Source organism: Streptomyces sp. NPDC102360, assembly GCF_044766085.1.
Taxonomy (GTDB): Bacteria; Actinomycetota; Actinomycetes; order Streptomycetales; family Streptomycetaceae; genus Streptomyces.
In genome coordinates this window covers 468,381-487,806 of sequence record NZ_JBIWLG010000004.1, presented here as the reverse complement: position 1 = coordinate 487,806, position 19,426 = coordinate 468,381, and the positions used below count along the sequence as shown (strand labels likewise).

The window sequence follows — 19,426 nt, the reverse complement described above, 5'->3', positions numbered from 1 at the left end:
TGAGGCCCTGAGGTCCTGTCACCCGCCGGCGGCGGTGAGTCCGATGCCGCTGCCGTTCGGCTTCTTCAGGGTGAGGGCGTCGCCCTGGATGTCGTAGGCCGCCTTGTTCTTCAGGACGTCGAGCATCGTCTTCTCGACCTCGGCGGCCGCTCCGATGCAGCCCATACGGGTGCCGGCCAGCGGTCCGAAGCTGACGTGTCCGTTGTCGACGGTGGCCTTGGCGCGGCCGCTGTTGCAGCCGAGGCGGGCGCTGACGTGGCCGTCCTTGTCGAAGACGAGCTCGGCCCTGCCCTGCGCGGCCTTCGGCAGGGAGCGGGTGGTGTCGTCGGCGCTCAGGCTGGTGACGTTCCACTTGGTGCCGACCAGTTCGGCGTCACGCTGTTCGGCGAGGGTGACGGTGTCACCGTTGGCCCGGGTGAGGGTCAGCCGGTCGTTCCCGTCGCCGACGGACTTGATCGTGTTCTTCGTGGCGAGGGCGCCGGCCAGGGTCTTCTCGAAGGAGCGGACGTCGTCGCCCTCGCAGAGCATCATGGTCCGCTTCGCCTTGCCGAGGTCGACGCTGTCCCCGGTGACCTCCGCCTCGGCGTCGAAGTGGTTGCAGCCGTAGTTGCCGCGCACCCGCTCGTCCGAGACGAATTCGAGGTACGCGCTGCCCGGGGCCTTCGTCGTCTTCCCGCCCACTGTCACGCTCTGGACGCTCCAGTGGACGCCGGTTATCGGGGCTGCCCCGGCCGACTCGGCACCGGCGGACTGCTGGTCGCCGCAGCCGGTCACGGTGGCCAGCACGGCGAGCGGCAGGACGGCGGTGCTGATCAGGGCACGTGTACGGGATGTACGTAGCGTGAGCATGGCAATGGGACGTGGCGGTCCGCCTTCCGGTTCCGGCCCGCCGCGCGTCCCGTGCGCATCACGCCATGACCGGCAGCAGTCCCGCCAGGTCGGCCCGCTCGCCGCTCGCGCTCACCAGCGCGTCCTCGACCGCCGCGGGCCAGGTCGTGCGCCCCGTGGCAAGCCGGATCCAGGTGAGCGGGTCGGTCTCCACGACGTTCGGCGGGGTGCCGCGGGTGTGCCGGGGGCCCTCGACGCACTGGACGACGGCGTACGGCGGGATCCGGACCTCGGTGGAGGCGCCGGGGGCCTTGGTGGCGAGGGCGTCCGCGAGGATCCGGGTGCAGGCGGCGAGGGCCTGGCGGTCGTACGGGATGTCGAGGCCCGGCACGGCGTCGTTCAGGTCGTCGGTGTGGACGATCAGCTCGACGGTGCGGGTGACCAGGTAGTCGGAGAGGGTCATGGCACCGGTGCGGGTCGCGATGATCCGGCCGCCGGGGTGCTGCGCGAGGGCCTGTTCAAGGCTGTGCTCGGCGTCGTCGTAGAGCGTCGCGAGGTCGTTGTCCGCCGCGAGCCCGGTCACGTACGCGGCGATGTCCTGCGCGTACGGCGCCGAGGTCACCGGCCAGTCCTGCGGCAGGAGTTGGGCCTTGCCCGGCTCGGCTGCGGCGAGTCCGCGGGCGACGGCGCTCGTCGCCATCGTGATGTGTGCGGCGAGCTCCCGCACGGTCCAGTCCCCGAGCCGCGTCGGCCCGGCGAGCTGCTCCGGCGTGAGCGCCCCGACGGCCTTCCGTACGTTGCCGAACTGGGCCAGCACGGCGGTGCGGGTCTTGTCGGCGTTGTAAACGCGGGGCTTCCTCTTGGCCGTTGGCATGAAGCGAGCCTACGGCTACGCCTCACTCGCCGGGCCCAGGACAGCCCCCACCCCGCCCCTTCCCGAAAGTCCTGCCGGACGGGCCGCCTCAATCGCCGGCGGGGCTTGATAATTCAAGCCCCGCCGGCGATTGAGGCGCGGGGTCCGGGGCGGAGCCCCGCTACGCGAGCAGCGCCGGGATCGTGCCCTCGTGGGCCGTCCGCAGCTCGTCCAGGGAGAGCTCGAACTCGCCCTGCACGTCGACGGAGTCACCGTCCACGACACCGATGCGGGTGACGGGCAGCCCCCGCGCCCCGCACATGTCGTTGAAGCGGAGCTCCTCACTGCGCGGGATCGCCACGACCGCACGGCCCGCCGACTCCGAGAAGAGGAACGTGAACGCGTCCAGGCCCTCCGGGACGACCAGACGCGCGCCCTTCCCGCCGAGCAGCGCCGACTCGGCCACGGCCTGGATCAGACCGCCGTCCGACAGGTCGTGCGCGGCGTCGATCATGCCGTCGCGGGAGGCCGAGATGAGGATCTCGCCGAGCAGCCGCTCGCGCTCCAGGTCGACCTGCGGCGGCAGCCCGCCGAGGTGCTCGTGGACGACCTGCGACCAGGCCGAACCGCCGAACTCCTCCTTGGTGTCGCCCAACAGGTAGAGGAGCTGGCCCTCTTCCTGGAAGGCGACCGGGGTGCGGCGGGCGACGTCGTCGATGACACCCAGAACCGCCACGACCGGCGTCGGGTGGATCGCCGCCTCGCCCGTCTGGTTGTAGAGCGAGACGTTGCCGCCGGTCACCGGGGTGCCGAGCTGCAGACAGCCGTCGGCGAGACCGCGGATGGCCTCGGCGAACTGCCACATGACAGCCGGGTCCTCGGGCGAACCGAAGTTCAGGCAGTCGGAGACGGCGAGCGGCTTGGCGCCGGTCGTCGCGACATTCCGGTACGCCTCCGCCAGCGCGAGCTGCGCGCCCGTGTACGGGTCGAGCTTCGCGAAGCGGCCGTTGCCGTCGGTCGCGATGGCGACACCGAGCCCGGTCTCCTCGTCGATGCGGATCATGCCCGAGTCCTCGGGCTGCGCGAGCACGGTGTTGCCCTGCACGAAGTGGTCGTACTGCTGGGTGACCCACTTCTTCGACGCCTGGTTGGGCGAGGAGACGAGCTTGAGGACCTGGTCCTTCAGCTCCGCGCCGTTCGCCGGACGCGGCAGCTTGCCCGCGTCGTCGGCCTGCAGCGCGTCCTGCCAGTCGGGGCGGGCGAGCGGGCGCTCGTAGACCGGGCCGTCGTGCGCGACCGTGCGCGGGTCGACGTCGACGATCTTCTCGCCGTGCCAGAAGATCTCCAGGCGGTCGCCGTCGGTCACCTCACCGATGACGGTGGCGATGACGTCCCACTTCTCGCAGATCTCCAGGAAGCGGTCGACCTTCCCGGGCTCGACCACGGCGCACATGCGCTCCTGCGACTCGCTCATGAGGATCTCCTCGGGCGAGAGCGTCGAGTCGCGCAGCGGTACGTCGTCCAGCTCGACGCGCATACCGCCCGAGCCGTTGGACGCCAGCTCGGAGGTGGCGCAGGAGATGCCGGCGGCGCCGAGGTCCTGGATGCCGACGACGAGCTTCTCGGCGAAGGCCTCCAGGGTGCACTCGATGAGGAGCTTCTCCTGGAAGGGGTCGCCGACCTGCACGGCGGGACGCTTCGACGGCTTCGCGTCATCGAAGGTCTCGGAGGCCAGGATCGAGGCGCCGCCGATGCCGTCGCCGCCCGTGCGGGCGCCGTACATGATGACCTTGTTGCCCGCGCCCGAGGCCTTCGCGAGGTGGATGTCCTCGTGCCGCATGACGCCGATGGCACCGGCGTTGACCAGCGGGTTGCCCTGGTAGCAGGCGTCGAAGACGAGCTCGCCGCCGATGTTCGGCAGGCCCAGGCAGTTGCCGTAGCCGCCGATGCCGGCGACGACGCCGGGCAGCACGCGCTTGGTGTCGGGGTGGTCGGCGGCGCCCATGCGCAGCGGGTCCACGACCGCGACCGGGCGGGCGCCCATCGCGATGATGTCGCGGACGATGCCGCCGACGCCGGTGGCCGCGCCCTGGTAGGGCTCGACGTACGACGGGTGGTTGTGCGACTCGACCTTGAAGGTGACGGCGTAGCCGTTGCCGACGTCGACGACGCCGGCGTTCTCGCCGATGCCGACGAGCAGCGCGTCGGTCTGCGGCGCCTTCTCGCCGAACTGGCGCAGGTGGACCTTGGAGGACTTGTACGAGCAGTGCTCGGACCACATGACCGAGTACATGGCGAGCTCGGCGCCGGTGGGACGGCGGCCGAGGATCTCCACGACCCGCTCGTACTCGTCCTTCTTCAGGCCGAGTTCGGCCCAGGGCAGCTCGACGTCGGGAGTCTTCGCGGCGTTGTCTGTGGTGTCGAGGCTCATGAGGCGGCGACCAGCTTCTTGAGGATCGAGGTGAAGAACGGGAGGCCGTCGGTGCGGCCGCTCCCGATGAGGGGCTCGACGGCGTGCTCCGGGTGCGGCATCAGACCGACGACGTTGCCCGCCGCGTTCGTGATGCCGGCGATGTCACGGAGCGAACCGTTCGGGTTCATGTCGAGGTACCGGAAGGCCACCCGTCCCTCCGCCTCCAGCATGTCGAGCGTGCGCTCGTCGGCCACGTAGCGGCCGTCCATGTTCTTCAGCGGGATGTGGATCTCCTGCCCGGCGTCGTAGTCGACGGTCCAGGCGGTGTCCGCGTTCTCCACCCGCAGCTTCTGATCGCGGCAGATGAAGTGCAGGTGGTCGTTGCCGAGCATGGCGCCGGGGAGCAGGTGGGCCTCGGTGAGGACCTGGAATCCGTTGCAGATACCGAGGACCGGGAGGCCCGCCTTCGCCTGCTCGATCAGCGTCTCCATGACGGGCGAGAAACGCGAAATGGCGCCCGCGCGCAGGTAATCGCCGTAGGAGAAACCACCGGGCAGGACGACCGCGTCGACCTGCTTCAGGTCCTTGTCCTTGTGCCAGAGCGCGACCGGCTCCGCACCGGCAAGCCGGATCGCGCGCCGGGTGTCGCGATCATCGAGGGAACCGGGAAAGGTGACGACGCCAATACGAGCGGTCACTTTTCGGCCCCCACCGCGGGCTCTTCCACCTTGACGGTGAAGTTTTCGATCACGGTGTTGGCGAGGAAGGTTTCCGCCAGCTCATGGATACGGGCAAGGGCGGCGTCATCCACCGGCCCGTCCACTTCGAGCTCGAAACGCTTTCCCTGGCGGACGTCGGAGATGCCCTCGAAACCGAGGCGCGGCAGCGCACGCTGCACGGCCTGGCCCTGAGGGTCGAGGATCTCCGGCTTGAGCATGACGTCGACTACGACGCGTGCCACTGGCACTCCCGGTGTGTGGTGCTGAGCTGGTCCGTTCAGCCTACCTGCCCAAATTTTCTACTCGCGTAGACCGTAGGAAGCTACGAGATGCGGATCACGTTATGGCAACGACATGAGATCCCCACGGAAAATTAAGGGAAAGACTCCGGATAACCACCACGCGAGACACACCGAGACTTTTAACTGGTCTTCCCACTGCATTGCCGGACAGGGTAAAAAGGAAATGGCAGATACAGGCACTCGGCCTGAACTCGGGGCACCGCATTGCCCGGGCATTGCCTGACAACAGCTGGACGGTCTGCATCACCGCACGTCAAAGCGGGGTGCTGGACGAAGGGACCGATATTCGTGGCGCAGCGTGTCGTGGTCACCCTCTTTGACGACATCGACGGCGGGGAAGCGGCGGAAACGGTCGCATTCGGTCTCGACGGCTCGTCGTACGAGATCGACCTCAATAAGACCAACGCCCACCAGCTCCGCGAGGCCCTCGCCCCCTACCTGGAGGCGGGCCGCAAGCGGTCGGGGAAGACGGGCAAGGCGTACAAGCGCACCGACCTGAGCCCGGACCCGGCGGCCGTCCGCGCCTGGGCTCGCTCGAACCACTTCGACGTGCCGCCGCGCGGCCGCATCCCGAAGCGGGTCTACGAGGCCTTCGCCGAGGCCAACTGAGCGCGCGCACCCGCCGACCGAAGCCCCTCGGCGACCGGACTTGCGCTGCACCCCCGAGGGTCGGCTAAAGTCTGGAGCACGCCGAGGGGCGAGGCCGCAGGGCCGGACCTCACGGAGTACATGCGGGTGTAGTTCAGTAGCAGAACATCCCCCTTCCAGGGGGAAGGCGCAGTGTGCAATTCCTGTCACCCGCTCCGCATCGCGTACCGAGCACTTCGGTGGGTACGGTAGGCTGATGCAAGCAGTGCGAACGTAGCTCAGTTGGTAGAGCGCAACCTTGCCAAGGTTGAGGTCGCGAGTTCGAACCTCGTCGTTCGCTCAGAGAACGAAGGCCCGGTCCTCATGGACCGGGCCTTCGTCGTGTCCGCCGGCCTTCTGACATTTGTCATGCGGGCCGATGACAGCGCGCACTGCCGACCGCCCCCGCCGGGCGGAAGGCTTGAGACATGACCAGCAACGAGCGCGTGATCGATGTCACTGATCTGCGCCGCGTGTACGGGGACGGCACCAAGAGTTCCTTCGAGGCGGTGCGCGGAGTCAGCTTCTCCGTGGGCCGCGGCGAGCTCTTCGCACTCCTCGGCACGAACGGCGCAGGAAAGACCTCCACCGTCGAGCTCATCGAGGGACTCGCGGCCCCGGCCGGTGGCCGGGTGCGGGTGCTCGGGCACGACCCGTACAGCGAACGGGACCGGGTGCGGCCGCGGATCGGGGTGATGCTGCAGGACGGCGGATTCCCCAGCGAGCTGACCGTCACCGAGACCGTACGGATGTGGGCGGGCTGCACGAGCGGGGCCCGGCCGATCGGCGAGGCGCTGGAGGCGGTGGGGCTCGGCAGGCGCGGGGCGGTCCGGGTCAAGCAGCTGTCCGGCGGCGAGAAGCGGCGGCTCGACCTCGCGCTCGCGCTGCTCGGGCGGCCCGAGGTGCTCTTCCTCGACGAGCCGACCACCGGCCTCGACGCCGAAGGGCGCCGCGACACCTGGGAGTTGGTGCGCCGGCTGAGCGCCGAGGGCACCACCGTGCTGCTGACCACGCACTACCTCGAAGAGGCCGAGGAGCTCGCCGACCGGCTCGCGATCCTGCACGAGGGCCGGATCGCCGCCGAGGGCCGCGTCGACGAGGTCGTCGCCGCGCAGCCCTCGCACATCTCCTTCGAGCTGCCCGACGGGTACTTCGTGGGCGATCTGCCGCCGCTGGGCTGGCTCGGCGTCGACACGCACGACATCGAGGGCCGGCTGATCCGGCTGCGCACCGAGGATCTGCAGCGGGCCGCCACGGGACTCCTCGTGTGGGCCAGGGACGCCGGCGTCGAACTGCGGCGGCTCGATGTGCGGGGCGCCTCGCTGGAGGAGGCGTTCCTGCGGATCGCGCAGGACGCGAAGGGTCCCGCGGGGAAGCCGGACCGGGAGAAGGAGATGGCGGTATGAGTACGACGACGGTGCCCAAGACCACGAACTCGGCCGCGACCACGGCGACGACCACCTCCGCGGGACGACTGCGCGCCCTCGCGCGGGCCGAGTTCACGCTCATCGGGCGGAGCAAGGGCGTGCTGTTCACGGCGGTGTTCGTGCCGCTCGTGCTGCCGTTCAGCGTCGCCCAGTACGTGGACCGGGACGGGCTGCGGGACGCGGGCCTGAACATCGGCTCCACCATGCTCACCGCCGCCGTCGCGTTCTCGCTGCTGTTCGCCGTGTACAGCTCGCTGGTGAGCGTGTACGCGGCACGGCGCGAGGAACTGGTCCTCAAGCGGCTGCGCACCGGAGAGCTGCGCGACCCCGAGATCCTCGCGGGCGCCGCGGTGCCGTCCGTCGTGATCGGGCTCGTGCAGTGCGTCGTGATGGCCGTCGCCTGCTCTACGGTGCTGGACGCCGGGGCCCCCGAGGCGCCTCAACTGGCGGTGCTCGGCCTGCTGTTGGGGATCCCGCTGTGCGTGGCGCTCGCCGCCTTCACCACGGCTTTCAGCCGCAGCGTGGAGAGCGCGCAGGTCGCGGCGATGCCGATGCTGCTCATCTCGATGATCGGGTCCGGCGCCACCGTTCCGCTGGAGATCCTGCCGGACAAGGTGGCGTCCGTGTGCGAGCTGCTGCCGCTCACCTCGGCGCTCACCCTGGTGCGGGGCGGCTGGAGCGGGAACCTGTCCGGCGGGGAGACCGTGCAGGCGATCGCCATCGCGGTGGCCTGGATTGTGGTCGCGGTGTTTGCTGTGCAGAAGCGGTTCCGGTGGGAACCGCGGCATTGAGAGGGGCTGGCGTGCGGGTTCGTTGGCGGGACCGGAGCAAGGTCGAGCGGGTCGAGTGGCAGACACGGTTCACGCTGCGCACGGTCAACTGGTTGTTCTTCGTGGCCTGGTCGATTTCCGGCCTCGCAGGCAGCCTGGTGCGCGACACCGTCCCGTACGCCCTCGGTGGCGCCCTTGTCGTCGTGAACCTGGTGCAGTGCGTGGTCGGCGACCGGCACGCGCTGGCCGCCCTCGACCAGTATCTGGGGCGGGGCCGCGTGCCCCGGGCCCTGACGGGAGTCAGCGCGGCACTGGCCGTCATCGCGTTCGGGTTGATCGTCGCGCTGACCGTCACCGACAGCGTGCGGGACGGCCTGATCGCCATGCCGCTGGTGTTCGCCCCCATGCCGTTCGCCTGCGCCTACGCACTGACGGTGCCCGTACGCTCCTTCGCGCGGCGGGCCGCCGTGGCCATCGTGGTCTGTGTCGCGGCCGCCGCGGTCATCGGTACCTCGCCCGGCGGCCTCGTGGTCGTGGCCCTGTTGATGATCCTGACAGCCGCTCTCGCCCTGCTGACCTTCCGGTGCTCCGCCTGGTCCCTCTCCGTGATGTGGGACTCCGAGCGCTCCCGCGAGACCAAGGCCCTGCTCGCCGTCGCCGAGGAGCGGTTGCGGTTCGGGCGGGATCTGCACGATGTGATGGGGCGCAACCTGTCCGTCGTCGCGCTGAAGAGCGAGCTCGCCGTGCAGCTCGCCCGGCGCGGGCGGACCGAGGACGCGGTGGCGCAGATGATCGAGGTGCAGCGCATCGCGCGCGAGTCGCAGAAGGAGGTGCGCGATGTCGTACGGGGCTACCGCGAGGCCGACCTCGGGGCCGAACTCGCCGGTGCGCAAGGCGTGTTGGACGCCGCTGGGATCGACTGCACCGTGACCGGGTCCGCCGCCGGACTGCCCAGCGAGGTGCAGTCCGTGCTCGGCTGGGTGGTGCGCGAGACCACGACGAACGTACTGCGGCACGGCGATGCGAAGGCCTGCCGTGTGGAGCTGGAGGTGGCTGCGGGTGGTGTGGTGTTGAGCGTGGAGAGCGACGGGGTCGGCGGCGCGCCATCGGCCTCCGGTACGGGGTCGGGGCTCGCGGGGCTGCGGGAGCGGCTGGCCGCGGTGGGCGGGGAGCTGGAGGCGGGAGTGGTGCGGAACGGAACGTTGCGCGGCGAGGTGTTCCGCGTGAAGGCCTCCGTGCCGTTGACGCCTCCGGCACAGGCGCCGGGGGCTGTGCCCACCGCTTCCACCGTGCCCGACGCACAGCAGGAGCAGGAGGCCCGCCGATGACGCTGCGCGTGCTGCTCGCCGACGACGAGCATCTGATCCGCGGCGCGCTCGCCGCACTGCTCGCCCTGGAGGACGATCTGGTCGTCGTCGCCGAGGCCGCCAGTGGGCCCGAGGCACTCGCCATGGCGCGGGCGCACAAGCCGGACGTCGCCGTGCTCGACCTGCAGATGCCGGGCGCCGACGGTGTGAGCGTGGCCACATCGATCCGGGACGAACTGCCCGGCTGCCGCACCATGATCGTGACCAGCCACGGCCGCCCGGGGCACCTGAAGCGGGCCCTCGCCGCAGGTGTGCGCGGGTTCGTACCGAAGACGGTGAGCGCGCAGCGGCTCGCCGAGATCATCCGCACGGTGCACGCGGGAAACCGTTATGTGGACCCGGAGTTGGCGGCCGACGCGATCTCCTCCGGAGACTCGCCGCTGACCGCGCGCGAGGCCGAGGTGCTCGAACTCGCGGCCGACGGCGCTCCCGTCGCGGAGATCGCCGAGCGGGCCGCGCTGTCCCAGGGGACGGTCCGCAACTATCTGTCGTCGGCCGTCTCGAAGCTCGGTGCGGAGAACCGGCACGCGGCGGTACGTCTCGCGCGCGAACGAGGTTGGGTATAGTTGGCGTCGCGCTTCGGCGCAGCGGCACCGCGCAAGCGGCGCTTGCGAACGTAGCTCAGTTGGTAGAGCGCAACCTTGCCAAGGTTGAGGTCGCGAGTTCGAACCTCGTCGTTCGCTCCACGAAGAAAGGCCCCGGTCCGAGGACCGGGGCCTTTCTCGTCGTTCCTGTCGCTACGCGTTCCAGCTCTGGCCGGTCAGCAGCTCGTACGCCTCGATGTACTTGGCGCGGGTCGCCGTCACGACCTCGTCCGGGAGCGCGGGCGGCGGCTGCTCGCTCTTGCGGTCCCAGCCGGAGGCCGGCGAGGTCAGCCAGTCCCGCACGAACTGCTTGTCGTAGCTCGGCTGGGCGCGGCCCGGCTGCCACTGGTCGGCGGGCCAGAAGCGGGAGGAGTCCGGGGTCAACACCTCGTCGGCGAGGATCAGCGCGCCGTCCTTGTCGAAGCCGAACTCGAACTTGGTGTCGGCCAGGATGATGCCGCGCTCGCGCGCGATGTCCCGCGCCCGGCTGTAGACGGCGAGGGTGGACTGGCGCAGCTGGGCGGCCGTCTCGGCGCCGACCTGGCGGGCCACCTCCTCGTAGCTCACGTTCTCGTCGTGCTCGCCGACCTCGGCCTTCGTGGCGGGCGTGAAGATCGGGGCGGGCAGCTCGGAGCCGTCCTCCAGGCCCTCGGGCAGGGCGAGGCCGCAGACCGTACGCGACTCGTTGTACTCGACCAGGCCCGAGCCGGTGAGGTAGCCGCGGGCCACGGCCTCGACCGGGACCATGTCGAGGCTCTCGCAGACGAGGGTGCGGCCCGCCCAGTCGGCGGGGGCGCCCTCGGGCAGCTCCTGCGAGATGACGTGGTTCGGGATCAGATCCTGGAGCTGGTCGAACCACCACAGCGACAGCTGCGTGAGGACCTTGCCCTTGTCCGGGATCGGGCTGGGCAGCACCCAGTCGTAGGCCGACATGCGGTCGGTGGCGACCATGACGAGGTCGCCCGCCTCGTTCCGGTACAGGTCCCGCACCTTGCCGGTGTGGAGATGCACCAGGCCCGGCACCTGTACTGGCTCGGGCTTTTCGACGAATCCGGACATGGTTCCTCCCCGTGGGTATGTACGAGTACCCCGATTCTCCCGTACGTGGGGACGAGTTTTGGCCACGGGTCCTGTGACGGGGCGTGTGCTCAGTCTCGTTTGCAGATGCGGTCGAGGAGATTCGCCGTCGCCCGCTGGATCCGCGGGTCCACGTGGCCGGGGCGGTCCAGGGCCGGGGACCAGGCGAACGTCCCGGACGCGAAGACCAGCGCTCCGGACGGCGACCGGTACAACGATGTCTCCTGGTGCCTGCGGGCCTTGTCGCTGTCGCGGTACGGGGAGTGCGCGAGCAGGATGCGGTCCTGGTGCTCGGGCAGGGACGTCCGCGGGAAGTAGCGGTCGGCCTCACCGGCCACCAGGTCCGCTATCTCGTCCCCCTCGTGCGCCCCGGTCGCCTCCCACAGCCAGTGGTCCGCGTTCCGCACGATCAGGGGGTGCGGCTCGGGGACCCGGCCCGCGTACTGGATGCCCATCAGCTGCTGCTCCGGCTTGTCGATCTCCCGCCACAGCGTCGGCCTTCCGGGGCCCCTGCGCTTGCGGCAGGTGAGCAGCCGGTCCGGTACGCCGGACGGGGCCGCGCCCAACTCCACCTGCCAGTACATGGTGTTGGCGGAGAGGAAGACGAGCGATGTCCCGTTCTCCCGGGCCAGCTCGGTCGTGCGGCGCATGTTCGCCGACCAGTACTCGTCGTGACCGGGGAAGACCAGGCCCCGGTAGCGGGTCGGGTCGATGCGGCCCGCGTGCAGATCGCGGGCGTCGGCGTACGCGAGGTCGTACCCGTACCGCTCGGCCCAGCGGATGAAGTCGTAGGCGTGCCCCACGTGCAGGGGCAGGCCCGCGCCCGCGTACGGACGGTCGAAGGAGACCGTGATCGCGGCCTCGCTCTCGCCGAGCAGCCGCCCTTCCTCGTCCCACGCGTGGTACAGGCTCGCGCCCGTGCGCCCGTCCTCCGGGTAGAGGTTGTACGCCTGCCAGGTGATGTCCGGGAGCAGGAGCAGCAGGTCGGCGGGCTCGGAGTCGCGGACCGTGAAGGGGATGTGCGAGCGATAGCCGTCGAGCGTCGTGAGGACGGCGACGTACGCGCCCGCGTTCCAGTACGACGGGATCTGCAGCCGCCACGACAGCCACCAGTGGTGGCAGGAGACCGTGCGGTCCGCGGTCAGCGGGGCCGGCTGGACGATGCCGGACAGGCGCGGGCTCGTGGTGATCTTGCGGGCGCCGTCTCCGCCGTAGTGCCCGATGCGGTAGATGTCCACGGTGAACTGCTGGGGCGGGTCCACCGTGATGTGGAAGTCGATCGCCTCGCCGGGAGCGGCGGCGCCGGTCGAGGTGAAGCCCTTGATCTGGCGGTGCACGTCGTCGGCGGTGCGGGGGCCGCTGGTGCGGGGGGCCGGGATGTCGTGCGCGCCGGGCCGCGGCACATGGTCGGCGTACCAGGGCACGACATGTCCGGTGTCGTCGAAATAGTGCTCACTTCCGCGCAGCCAGGGGAGCGGTCCCTGTCCGAACGGGTCCGTGACCGCGTGCGCCAGTGCGCCTGATTCCCAGCGGGGCGTACGCGCGCGGGGCGGGGGCATGTCCTTGCTCGCCAGGTCTTTCGGGCGCCCCTCCCTGTCCGGCCCCATGCCGCTCCCCTCCCTCGCTCCCCCGAGCCCACACCCGCGGCCTCATGTCCGCGACCGGTCCCCAGCACATCACATTACGCACGCACTCCGTCACCGTTCGTCGCGAATTGGCGAGAGTGGAACGATTCCCTCCGGGTTTCCGGGAGTTGCGGGGGTCACAGGCGGGACGGCGCCTCACACGAGGCGCACCGGCTTCTCCGCGCGGATGCCACGACGGGTCAGCCAGTCCTTGAGCGGCTCCACGTCGCCGTCCTCCACCAGACTCAGCACACGGGGCGTCAGGTCGGCCGTGCGCTCCCCGTCGACCAGGAGCGACGGGCCGTCCAGCCAGTCCAGGCCCGGCGCCGCGCCCGCCGTGTCCACAGCGGCGCAGCAGACCATCGCGGTGACGTGGTCGGCCAGCAACTCCCGCCCTGTGCGCGGCGGTTGCAGCGGGAACAGCGGCAACGCGCCCTCGTCCCACAACGCCCCGTCCGGACTCCCCTGCCCGGCGGGCGGCCCCGAGGACACGGGCCGCGCACTCTCCTCCCGGGCCACCTCGGCGGCGAGGGTGGCGGAGAGAACGTCGAGGACGGTCCCGTCCGGCTCGGCGGGCATTTCAAGCCCACCAGCGCCGGGTGCGGCCAATTCAAGCCCCTGCGGCGATTGAGCAGGCATTTCAAGCCCCTGCGGCGATTGAGCAGCGGGGTCCGGGGCGGAGCCCCGAGACGTGTGCGCGGACGACCCGCCCGGCACCACCGAAAGGTGATCCAGAACCCGGGCCAACGTCGGCCCCTCCGCACCCCCGGAGGGAACCCGTACGCCCAGCCCATCCATAACCCGGTGGAGCCGAGCCGCATCCATCCGCCACTTCCGGTCCACGACCTCGTCCGGATACTCCTGCCAGTCCACCGGCGCCCAGTCCGGCCCCCGCTCGGCGGGCCCCCCGTGGAAGAGACGCGCGGCGAGCAGCGACGCCGCCTCGTCGACCGTTCCGGGCTCTTCGAGCAGATCGCACGCGGGACGCTCCCCGAGCCGCGAGGCAAAGCTCCCGTTCTGCGCCGCGAGGCGATCGCGCCGGGACAGCTCGGTCAGCGCCGCGACCACGCCCGCGTCAAGCCGGGCGGGCCAGCGGCCCATCCGCCAGGCCGGCAGCGCGACGCGCGTGAGCAGCCGGTCCCAGCCCGCGTACGCGAGCCCGACCTGCTCCTGGGCGACGATCCGCAGGCCGTAGTCCACCGCCTGGGCGCGCTCGGCCGCGGCCGCGGCGACGCCGCGCTCCATCTCGGCGGCGTGCACCCGGCAACCGGTCAGCAGCAGCCGCGCGACCCGGCCGACACCGCCGAGCACGACACGAGCCACCGGCCCGCGGCCGCCTGCGGAGGAGACCGCCACCGCCGCGTCGAGGCCACGGATGAAGCGCCGGGCCGCCGCTATGTCGGGGTGCGCCGAGGGTCCCGTACCGGCGACGACCGGGGCCAGGAGCGCACGCAGCTCGCCCACCCGCATCCACCACAGGAAGGGCGAGCCGATGACGAGGACGGGCGCGGCGGGGGCCTTGGGGTCCCCGCTCCCGTCCGCCGCGCTCCGCCCGGGGGCGGGGCTCTGGCCGCGGCGCGTGGGCGGGCCGTGGGCAGGATGCGTACGGTCCTCGAGCCAGCTGTCGACGTCCGGGGTGAGCGCTATCGCCGAGGGGGCCGGAACATCGAGCCGGTCGGCCAGGTCGCGCACCATCCGGTACAGATCGGGGGCGGTGTTCTCGGCGATCGGGATCGTCGGACTGACGGCCGGGCGGGCGCGCGCCACCACGAGGGCGACGGCGGCGGCCGCGAGCAGGACGACGAGGGCGATCGCGCTCACGATGCCGCGCGCGACGTCCCAGCCCCCGCCCGTCAGATGGCCGGTGGTGCCTCCCGCGAGCAGCACCACGGAAACGGCTGCGGGAAGCAGCGCGATGGCCGTCGCCCTGCTGCGGATGCGCAGCACGGCGAGGGCTCGGGAGCGCGCACTCTGCGCACCCATCTCCACACCCGTACCGGACACGACCGATGTCACCCCCTGCTGCCCTTGCCTGTTGCCCAGCCAGGGGCCGAGGCCCGCAGCAGAGCTCTGGTGGCGTTGCTCACTCCCCCACAATGGCACCCGCCACTGACATCGCAATGCCGGTGGTCCGTCTGGTTCTGCGCGGCTCGCACGGGTGCCGTAACTCCGTGCGCCGCACCCTAGTTGGGGGTTCCGGCCTCGTCAGCCGGTTGGGCCAGCGGTCACTCGATGGAATGGCTTTGGGTAGAGGTGGGTGACATCGGGCGCCGGGCAGGCGAGGGTGCGGCCCGCCCGGAACCGGTGGCTGTCAGTGGCCGGAAGCGGCCTTCGCGGCGATGTCCGTGCGGTGCTGCGAGCCGTCGAGGCCGATGCGTTCCACGGCGGCGTACGCGCGCTCGCGGGCCTGCGTCAGGTCGCCGCCGACCGCGGTGACGGACAGCACGCGGCCGCCCGCGCTGACGACCGCGCCGCTCCCGCCGTCGCGCTTGGTGCCGGCGTGCAGCACGTACGCGTTCGGGGCGTCCTGCGCGGCCACCTCGTCGAGCCCGGTGATCGGGTCACCGGTGCGCGGGGTGTCGGGGTAGTTGTGCGAGGCGAGGACGACGGTGACGGCCGCGTCCTCGCTCCAGCGCAGCGGCTCGAGGTCGGCGAGCGTGCCATGGGCCGACGCCAGCAGGACACCGGCCAGCGGCGTCTTGAGGCGGGCCAGGACGACCTGGGTCTCGGGGTCGCCGAAGCGGGCGTTGAACTCGATGACGCGGACGCCGCGGCCGGTGATCGCGAGACCGGCGTAGAGCAGGCCCGAGAACGGGGTGCCGCGCCGCGCCATCTCGTCGACCGTCGGCTGCAGCACCGTGTCGAGGACCTCCCCGACCAGCTTCGGGTCGGCCCACGGGAGCGGCGAATAGGCGCCCATTCCACCGGTGTTGGGGCCCTCGTCGTTGTCGAGCGCGCGCTTGAAGTCCTGAGCGGGCTGCAGCGGGACAACGGTGGTGCCGTCGGTGATCGCGAAGAGCGAGACCTCGGGGCCGTCGAGGAACTCCTCGATGACGACGCGCTCACAGGCCTTCGCGTGGGCGCGGGCCTCCTCGATGTCGTCGGTCACGACGACGCCCTTGCCCGCGGCGAGACCGTCGTCCTTCACGACGTACGGGGCGCCGAACGCGTCGAGCGCCTCGTCGATCTCCGTGGCGTTGGTGCACACGTACGAGCGTGCGGTGGGCACACCCGCGCCGGCCATGACGTCCTTGGCGAACGCCTTGGAGCCCTCCAGCTGGGCGGCCTCGCCGGACGGGCCGAAGACGGGGATGCCGGCGGCGCGGACCGCGTCGGCGACACCGGCGACCAGGGGCGCCTCGGGGCCGACGACGACGAGCTCCGCCTCCAGCTCCTGGGCGAGAGCGGTGACCGCCGCGCCGTCGAGGGCGTCGACCGCGTGCAGCTCGGCGACCTCGGCGATGCCTGCGTTGCCGGGAGCACAGTGCAGGGCGGTGACGTCGGGGTCGAGGGACATTGAGCGGCACAGGGCGTGTTCGCGGGCGCCGCTGCCGATGACGAGGACCTTCACGCCGGTCAGCCTATCCGTACGACCGGGGTGGTCTTGTACGGGCTACCCAAGGCGGGAGGATCGGGGGTTTGTGGGTTCCTCCAGGCCCCTCCATGGGCACGGGTCCATGGGCACGGGTCCACGGGCACAGGTCCACGGGCAGGGGCTCCGCGCTATTCGTTCGTGAACTCCTCGACCACCGTCGCGCCCAGCTCACGCATGATCAGGTCGTGGCCCGACAGTGACTTCTCGTCCAGGTCCGGGTCGTCGTCCTCCGGGATGTCGTCCTCCACCGACACCGAGCGGCGGGGCGGTTCCTGGGGAGCGGGGGCCGGGGCGGGCTCCGCACTGGGCGGAGCGGGCTGGGCGGCGGACGGCTGGGACCGCTCCGGGGGTGCGGGAGCCGGCGCCGGTGCCGGGGCGGGCGCGGGGGCGTAGCCGCCTCCGCCGTAACCACCGCCACCGCCACCGCCACCGCCGTATCCGCCGCCGGGGCCGGGCGCCGGGGGTGCGCCGCCTCCGCCCGAGGTGTCGACGACGGCGTCGATCTTCCAGTTCGCCCCGAACTGCTCGGACAGTGCCGCCTTCAGTACGTCCTCGCTGCCACTGCTCACGAAGTTGTCACGGGCGCCCGCGTTCACGAAACCGAGCTGGAGCGTGGCACCGTCGAAGCCTGTGACCTGCGCGTTCTGACTGAGCAGGATCCAGGTGAAGCGGCGCTTGTTCTTGACCGCCTCCAGGATGTTCGGCCAGAGCGTACGGGGGTCCGGGCCGCCGACCGGGGCCGGTGCGGAGGGTGCGGGCGCGGGGGCCGGTGCCGGGGCCGACTGCTGCGGGGTCGGGTCGGGGGCCGGGGTCTGTGGTGCGGCCGGAGCGGGCGGCTGGCCGGAACCCGCGGCTGCGGCCGTGGGCCATCCGCCGGGCCTGCGGCCTCCACCGGCACCGCCTCCGCCGCCCGCCGGGGCGGCGGTGGGCCAGGAGCCGGGGGCGGCAGGGGCGGGCTGAGCGGTCTGGGCCTCCGCGGGCGGGGCGGGAGCCGGAGTGGGGCTCGGCGCGGGGGCCGGTGCGGGGGCCGGTGCGGGGGCCGGTGCGGGCGCCTGAGCCTGCGGAGCCATGGGCGCCGCCGGAGCCGGAGTCGGGGCCTGAGCCGCGCCGGGGCCGCCGCCCGGCCCGCCTCCTCGCACCGCCGCCCGAGCCGCCGCGGGCCCGCCACCCGGCTCGACGGACGGCACAGGCGCCTGCGCCTGCGCCGGGGCACCGGCCTGCATAGGAGCATGGGCATCGGGCCCGGGAACGTACGCCATGGAAGGCGCGGGCCCCTGCCCGCCCGGCGTGAAGACTCCGCCGCGCTCGATGCGGTCCAGGCGGGCCATGAGCGAACGCTCGTCGTTGTACGCGGCGGGCAGCAGCACGCGCGCGCAGATCAGCTCGAGCTGGAGCCGCGGAGCGTTGGCGCCGCGCAACTCGGTCAGGCCCTCGTTGACGAGATCGGCGGCCCTGCTGAGCTCGGCGGCGCCGAACGTGCCCGCCTGCGCCTGCATCCGCTCCACCACATCGGCCGGGGCGTCGATGAGCCCCTTCTCCGCGGCGTCGGGAACGGCGGCCAGGATCACGAGATCCCGCAGCCGCTCGAGCAGGTCGGCCACGAAGCGCCGCGGATCGTTGCCACCCTCGATGACCCGGTCCACGACCTCGAAGGCGGCGGCGCCGTCACCGGTGGCGAAGGCCTCGACGACGGAGTCGAGCAACGAACCGTCCGTATATCCGAGCAGACCGGTCGCCATGGCATACGTCACACCGTCTTCGCCCGCGCCGGCGAGCAGCTGGTCCATGACGGACATGGAGTCACGCACGGACCCCGCGCCTGCCCGGACGACGAGCGGCAGCACGCCCTCCGCGACAGCCATGTCCTCCTTGCCGCACACCTCACCCAGGTAGTCGCGCAGCGTCCCCGGCGGCACGAGCCGGAACGGGTAGTGGTGCGTCCTGGACCGGATCGTCCCGATGACCTTCTCGGGCTCGGTGGTCGCGAAGATGAACTTGAGGTGCTCCGGCGGCTCCTCGACCACCTTCAGCAGCGCGTTGAAGCCCGCGGACGTGACCATGTGGGCCTCGTCGATGATGTAGATCTTGTACCGGCTGCTCGCCGGGCCGAAGAAGGCCTTCTCCCGCAGGTCACGGGCGTCGTCCACACCACCGTGCGAAGCGGCGTCGATCTCGATGACGTCGATCGACCCCGGTCCGTTGCGCGCGAGGTCCTGGCAGGACTGGCACTCTCCGCACGGATTCGGGGTGGGGCCCTGCTCACAGTTGAGACAGCGGGCCAGAATGCGCGCGCTGGTCGTCTTGCCGCAGCCGCGCGGGCCCGAGAACAGGTACGCGTGATTGACCCGGTTGTTCCGCAGCGCCTGCTGCAGCGGGTCGGTTACATGTTCCTGCCCGATGACCTCGGCGAACGACTCCGGGCGGTAGCGGCGATAGAGCGCGAGAGACGACACGCATACGAGGTTATAGGCGCCCACTGACAACCGGACCCGCCCACGGGTATCGCGTGCCCCCGGAAACGTAAACGCCCCCCACGCACCCGCCAGAGCCGACTTACCCTTGCTGCCTTCCGGCCCTGGGGGAGTTCAGTCAGATAGCGCCACGTGAGGGGCTGACGCCCACAGTACCCGATCCCCCACCGTGGAAAGAACCCGGAGGTCCGACCCCTCGATCCGTCGATGACCTTGATCGTCAACGTGGTCGCGAGCACTCCTCGGCGTCTTGTATTGTTTGCGGCGGAGGATTCGCCTAGTGGCCTAGGGCGCACGCTTGGAAAGCGTGTTGGGGGCAACCCCTCACGAGTTCGAATCTCGTATCCTCCGCAGGTCAGAGGGCCCGCACCGTTCACACGGTGCGGGCCCTCTGCGTTTCTCAGCTCCCGTTGTCCTGGTCTTTGTCCACAGGGGCTGTTTCCGGCGCTCCCCAGATTGCCGTACCGATCTTCTGGGCCACCTCCTTGAGTAGGTGATCCGGCACGTGGAGGTACCGCGCACGCACCCTCGCGGCGCCGCCCGGCTCCCACCCCATGATCTGGTCGATGCCCGGTCCGGGACGCCCAGTTCCTGGCCTGCGGCGCCCTCGGCCTGGGTGCGAACACCCACGGTCAACGCGTACGCGTTGGCTTGACGTCGAGGTGTTCCGCCTCTGGCACGGGATCGTGCAGCCACAAGAACGGCGGAGCGCCGTGCGAGACGTCTGGATCGGGCCCGGCGGGTGCACGGGCACCCCTTCGCTGGACC

At 71.3% G+C, this 19,426-nt stretch carries 15 protein-coding genes, 4 tRNA genes, 1 other RNA gene and 1 pseudogene; 9 read left to right on the top strand and 12 right to left on the bottom strand.

What is annotated here, in order from left to right; all coding sequences use genetic code 11:
- Positions 1-18: 18 nt before the first annotated feature.
- The 5 genes from ACIRHA_RS20595 to purS all read right to left on the bottom strand — a co-directional run bounded on the left by ACIRHA_RS20595 (position 19) and on the right by purS (position 5,055).
- On the bottom strand, positions 19-849 hold the full coding sequence (locus ACIRHA_RS20595) for an META domain-containing protein (protein ID WP_403847517.1): 831 nt from the start codon (positions 847-849) through the stop codon (positions 19-21).
- A gap of 58 nt (positions 850-907) precedes the next feature.
- Positions 908-1,702, bottom strand: coding sequence for a sterol carrier family protein (locus tag ACIRHA_RS20590; RefSeq protein WP_403847514.1), 795 nt, complete (start codon positions 1,700-1,702; stop codon positions 908-910).
- A 160-nt stretch (positions 1,703-1,862) separates the two neighbouring features.
- Entirely contained in the window at positions 1,863-4,112 is a 2,250-nt protein-coding gene (gene purL, locus ACIRHA_RS20585; RefSeq protein WP_403847511.1) for a phosphoribosylformylglycinamidine synthase subunit PurL, read from the bottom strand.
- The gene (purQ, locus tag ACIRHA_RS20580) at positions 4,109-4,792 is read right to left on the bottom strand and encodes a phosphoribosylformylglycinamidine synthase subunit PurQ (protein WP_403847509.1); all 684 of its coding nucleotides are present in this window, start codon (positions 4,790-4,792) and stop codon (positions 4,109-4,111) included. Before purQ ends, purL begins: the two co-directional genes overlap by 4 nt.
- Positions 4,789-5,055, bottom strand: a complete 267-nt coding sequence (purS, locus tag ACIRHA_RS20575; RefSeq protein WP_403847506.1) for a phosphoribosylformylglycinamidine synthase subunit PurS — start codon at positions 5,053-5,055, stop codon at positions 4,789-4,791. Before purS ends, purQ begins: the two co-directional genes overlap by 4 nt.
- A 348-nt stretch (positions 5,056-5,403) precedes the next feature.
- Between purS and ACIRHA_RS20570 the strand changes: the two genes are divergently transcribed.
- From ACIRHA_RS20570 to ACIRHA_RS20535, 8 genes are all read left to right on the top strand, one after another.
- Positions 5,404-5,724, top strand: a complete 321-nt coding sequence (locus ACIRHA_RS20570) for an Lsr2 family protein (RefSeq protein WP_403847503.1) — start codon at positions 5,404-5,406, stop codon at positions 5,722-5,724.
- Positions 5,725-5,846: 122 nt separating this feature from the next.
- A tRNA-Gly gene (locus tag ACIRHA_RS20565) sits at positions 5,847-5,918 on the top strand.
- A 52-nt stretch (positions 5,919-5,970) separates the two neighbouring features.
- Positions 5,971-6,043, top strand: a tRNA-Gly gene (locus ACIRHA_RS20560).
- Between the two features lie 127 nt (positions 6,044-6,170).
- Positions 6,171-7,148 carry an ABC transporter ATP-binding protein gene (locus ACIRHA_RS20555; RefSeq protein WP_403847501.1) on the top strand — a complete coding sequence of 326 codons (978 nt, stop codon included), beginning with the start codon at positions 6,171-6,173 and terminating at the stop codon, positions 7,146-7,148.
- A complete protein-coding gene (locus ACIRHA_RS20550) occupies positions 7,145-7,960 on the top strand; it encodes an ABC transporter permease (RefSeq protein ID WP_403847499.1) in 816 nt (271 codons plus the stop codon). The genes ACIRHA_RS20555 and ACIRHA_RS20550 overlap by 4 nt, the downstream gene beginning before the upstream one ends.
- 11 nt (positions 7,961-7,971) lie before the next feature.
- On the top strand, positions 7,972-9,267 hold the full coding sequence (locus ACIRHA_RS20545) for a sensor histidine kinase (RefSeq protein WP_403847497.1): 1,296 nt from the start codon (positions 7,972-7,974) through the stop codon (positions 9,265-9,267).
- On the top strand, positions 9,264-9,872 hold the full coding sequence (locus ACIRHA_RS20540) for a response regulator (protein WP_403847494.1): 609 nt from the start codon (positions 9,264-9,266) through the stop codon (positions 9,870-9,872). Before ACIRHA_RS20545 ends, ACIRHA_RS20540 begins: the two co-directional genes overlap by 4 nt.
- Positions 9,873-9,916: 44 nt before the next feature.
- Positions 9,917-9,992, top strand: a tRNA-Gly gene (locus ACIRHA_RS20535).
- A 51-nt stretch (positions 9,993-10,043) separates the two neighbouring features.
- Here ACIRHA_RS20535 and ACIRHA_RS20530 read toward each other — a convergent pair.
- From ACIRHA_RS20530 to ffs, 6 genes are all read right to left on the bottom strand, one after another.
- The gene (locus ACIRHA_RS20530) at positions 10,044-10,949 is read right to left on the bottom strand and encodes a phosphoribosylaminoimidazolesuccinocarboxamide synthase (protein ID WP_403847491.1); all 906 of its coding nucleotides are present in this window, start codon (positions 10,947-10,949) and stop codon (positions 10,044-10,046) included.
- An 89-nt stretch (positions 10,950-11,038) separates the two neighbouring features.
- Positions 11,039-12,526, bottom strand: a complete 1,488-nt coding sequence (locus ACIRHA_RS20525) for a N,N-dimethylformamidase beta subunit family domain-containing protein (RefSeq protein WP_403847709.1) — start codon at positions 12,524-12,526, stop codon at positions 11,039-11,041.
- Positions 12,527-12,748: 222 nt separating this feature from the next.
- Positions 12,749-14,575 carry a hypothetical protein gene (locus ACIRHA_RS20520; RefSeq protein WP_403847489.1) on the bottom strand — a complete coding sequence of 609 codons (1,827 nt, stop codon included), beginning with the start codon at positions 14,573-14,575 and terminating at the stop codon, positions 12,749-12,751.
- Positions 14,576-14,903: 328 nt separating this feature from the next.
- Entirely contained in the window at positions 14,904-16,163 is a 1,260-nt protein-coding gene (gene purD, locus ACIRHA_RS20515) for a phosphoribosylamine--glycine ligase (RefSeq protein ID WP_403847486.1), read from the bottom strand.
- Positions 16,164-16,315: 152 nt separating this feature from the next.
- Positions 16,316-18,640, bottom strand: coding sequence for a DNA polymerase III subunit gamma and tau (locus ACIRHA_RS20510; RefSeq protein WP_403847483.1), 2,325 nt, complete (start codon positions 18,638-18,640; stop codon positions 16,316-16,318).
- 64 nt (positions 18,641-18,704) lie between these two features.
- Positions 18,705-18,803: signal recognition particle sRNA small type (gene ffs / locus ACIRHA_RS20505), an RNA gene on the bottom strand.
- Between the two features lie 121 nt (positions 18,804-18,924).
- Between ffs and ACIRHA_RS20500 the strand changes: the two genes are divergently transcribed.
- Positions 18,925-19,009 (top strand) — tRNA-Ser (locus tag ACIRHA_RS20500).
- Between the two features lie 49 nt (positions 19,010-19,058).
- Here the strand turns inward: ACIRHA_RS20500 and ACIRHA_RS20495 are convergent.
- Positions 19,059-19,246: pseudogene (locus tag ACIRHA_RS20495) on the bottom strand (site-specific integrase); the annotation flags it as partial.
- Positions 19,247-19,426 lie beyond the last annotated feature (180 nt).

What these genes read in the sequence shown, in the direction of transcription:
- ACIRHA_RS20590 (WP_403847514.1), bottom strand. Translation starts at nt 1,702, where the DNA reads ATGCCAACGGCCAAGAGGAAGCCCCGCGTTTACAACGCCGACAAGACC.
- ACIRHA_RS20595 (WP_403847517.1), bottom strand. Translation starts at nt 849, where the DNA reads ATGCTCACGCTACGTACATCCCGTACACGTGCCCTGATCAGCACCGCC.
- ACIRHA_RS20520 (WP_403847489.1), bottom strand. Translation starts at nt 14,575, where the DNA reads ATGGGTGCGCAGAGTGCGCGCTCCCGAGCCCTCGCCGTGCTGCGCATC.
- ACIRHA_RS20540 (WP_403847494.1), top strand. Translation starts at nt 9,264, where the DNA reads ATGACGCTGCGCGTGCTGCTCGCCGACGACGAGCATCTGATCCGCGGC.
- ACIRHA_RS20525 (WP_403847709.1), bottom strand. Translation starts at nt 12,526, where the DNA reads ATGCCCCCGCCCCGCGCGCGTACGCCCCGCTGGGAATCAGGCGCACTG.
- ACIRHA_RS20530 (WP_403847491.1), bottom strand. Translation starts at nt 10,949, where the DNA reads ATGTCCGGATTCGTCGAAAAGCCCGAGCCAGTACAGGTGCCGGGCCTG.
- ACIRHA_RS20550 (WP_403847499.1), top strand. Translation starts at nt 7,145, where the DNA reads ATGAGTACGACGACGGTGCCCAAGACCACGAACTCGGCCGCGACCACG.
- purL (WP_403847511.1), bottom strand. Translation starts at nt 4,112, where the DNA reads ATGAGCCTCGACACCACAGACAACGCCGCGAAGACTCCCGACGTCGAG.
- ACIRHA_RS20555 (WP_403847501.1), top strand. Translation starts at nt 6,171, where the DNA reads ATGACCAGCAACGAGCGCGTGATCGATGTCACTGATCTGCGCCGCGTG.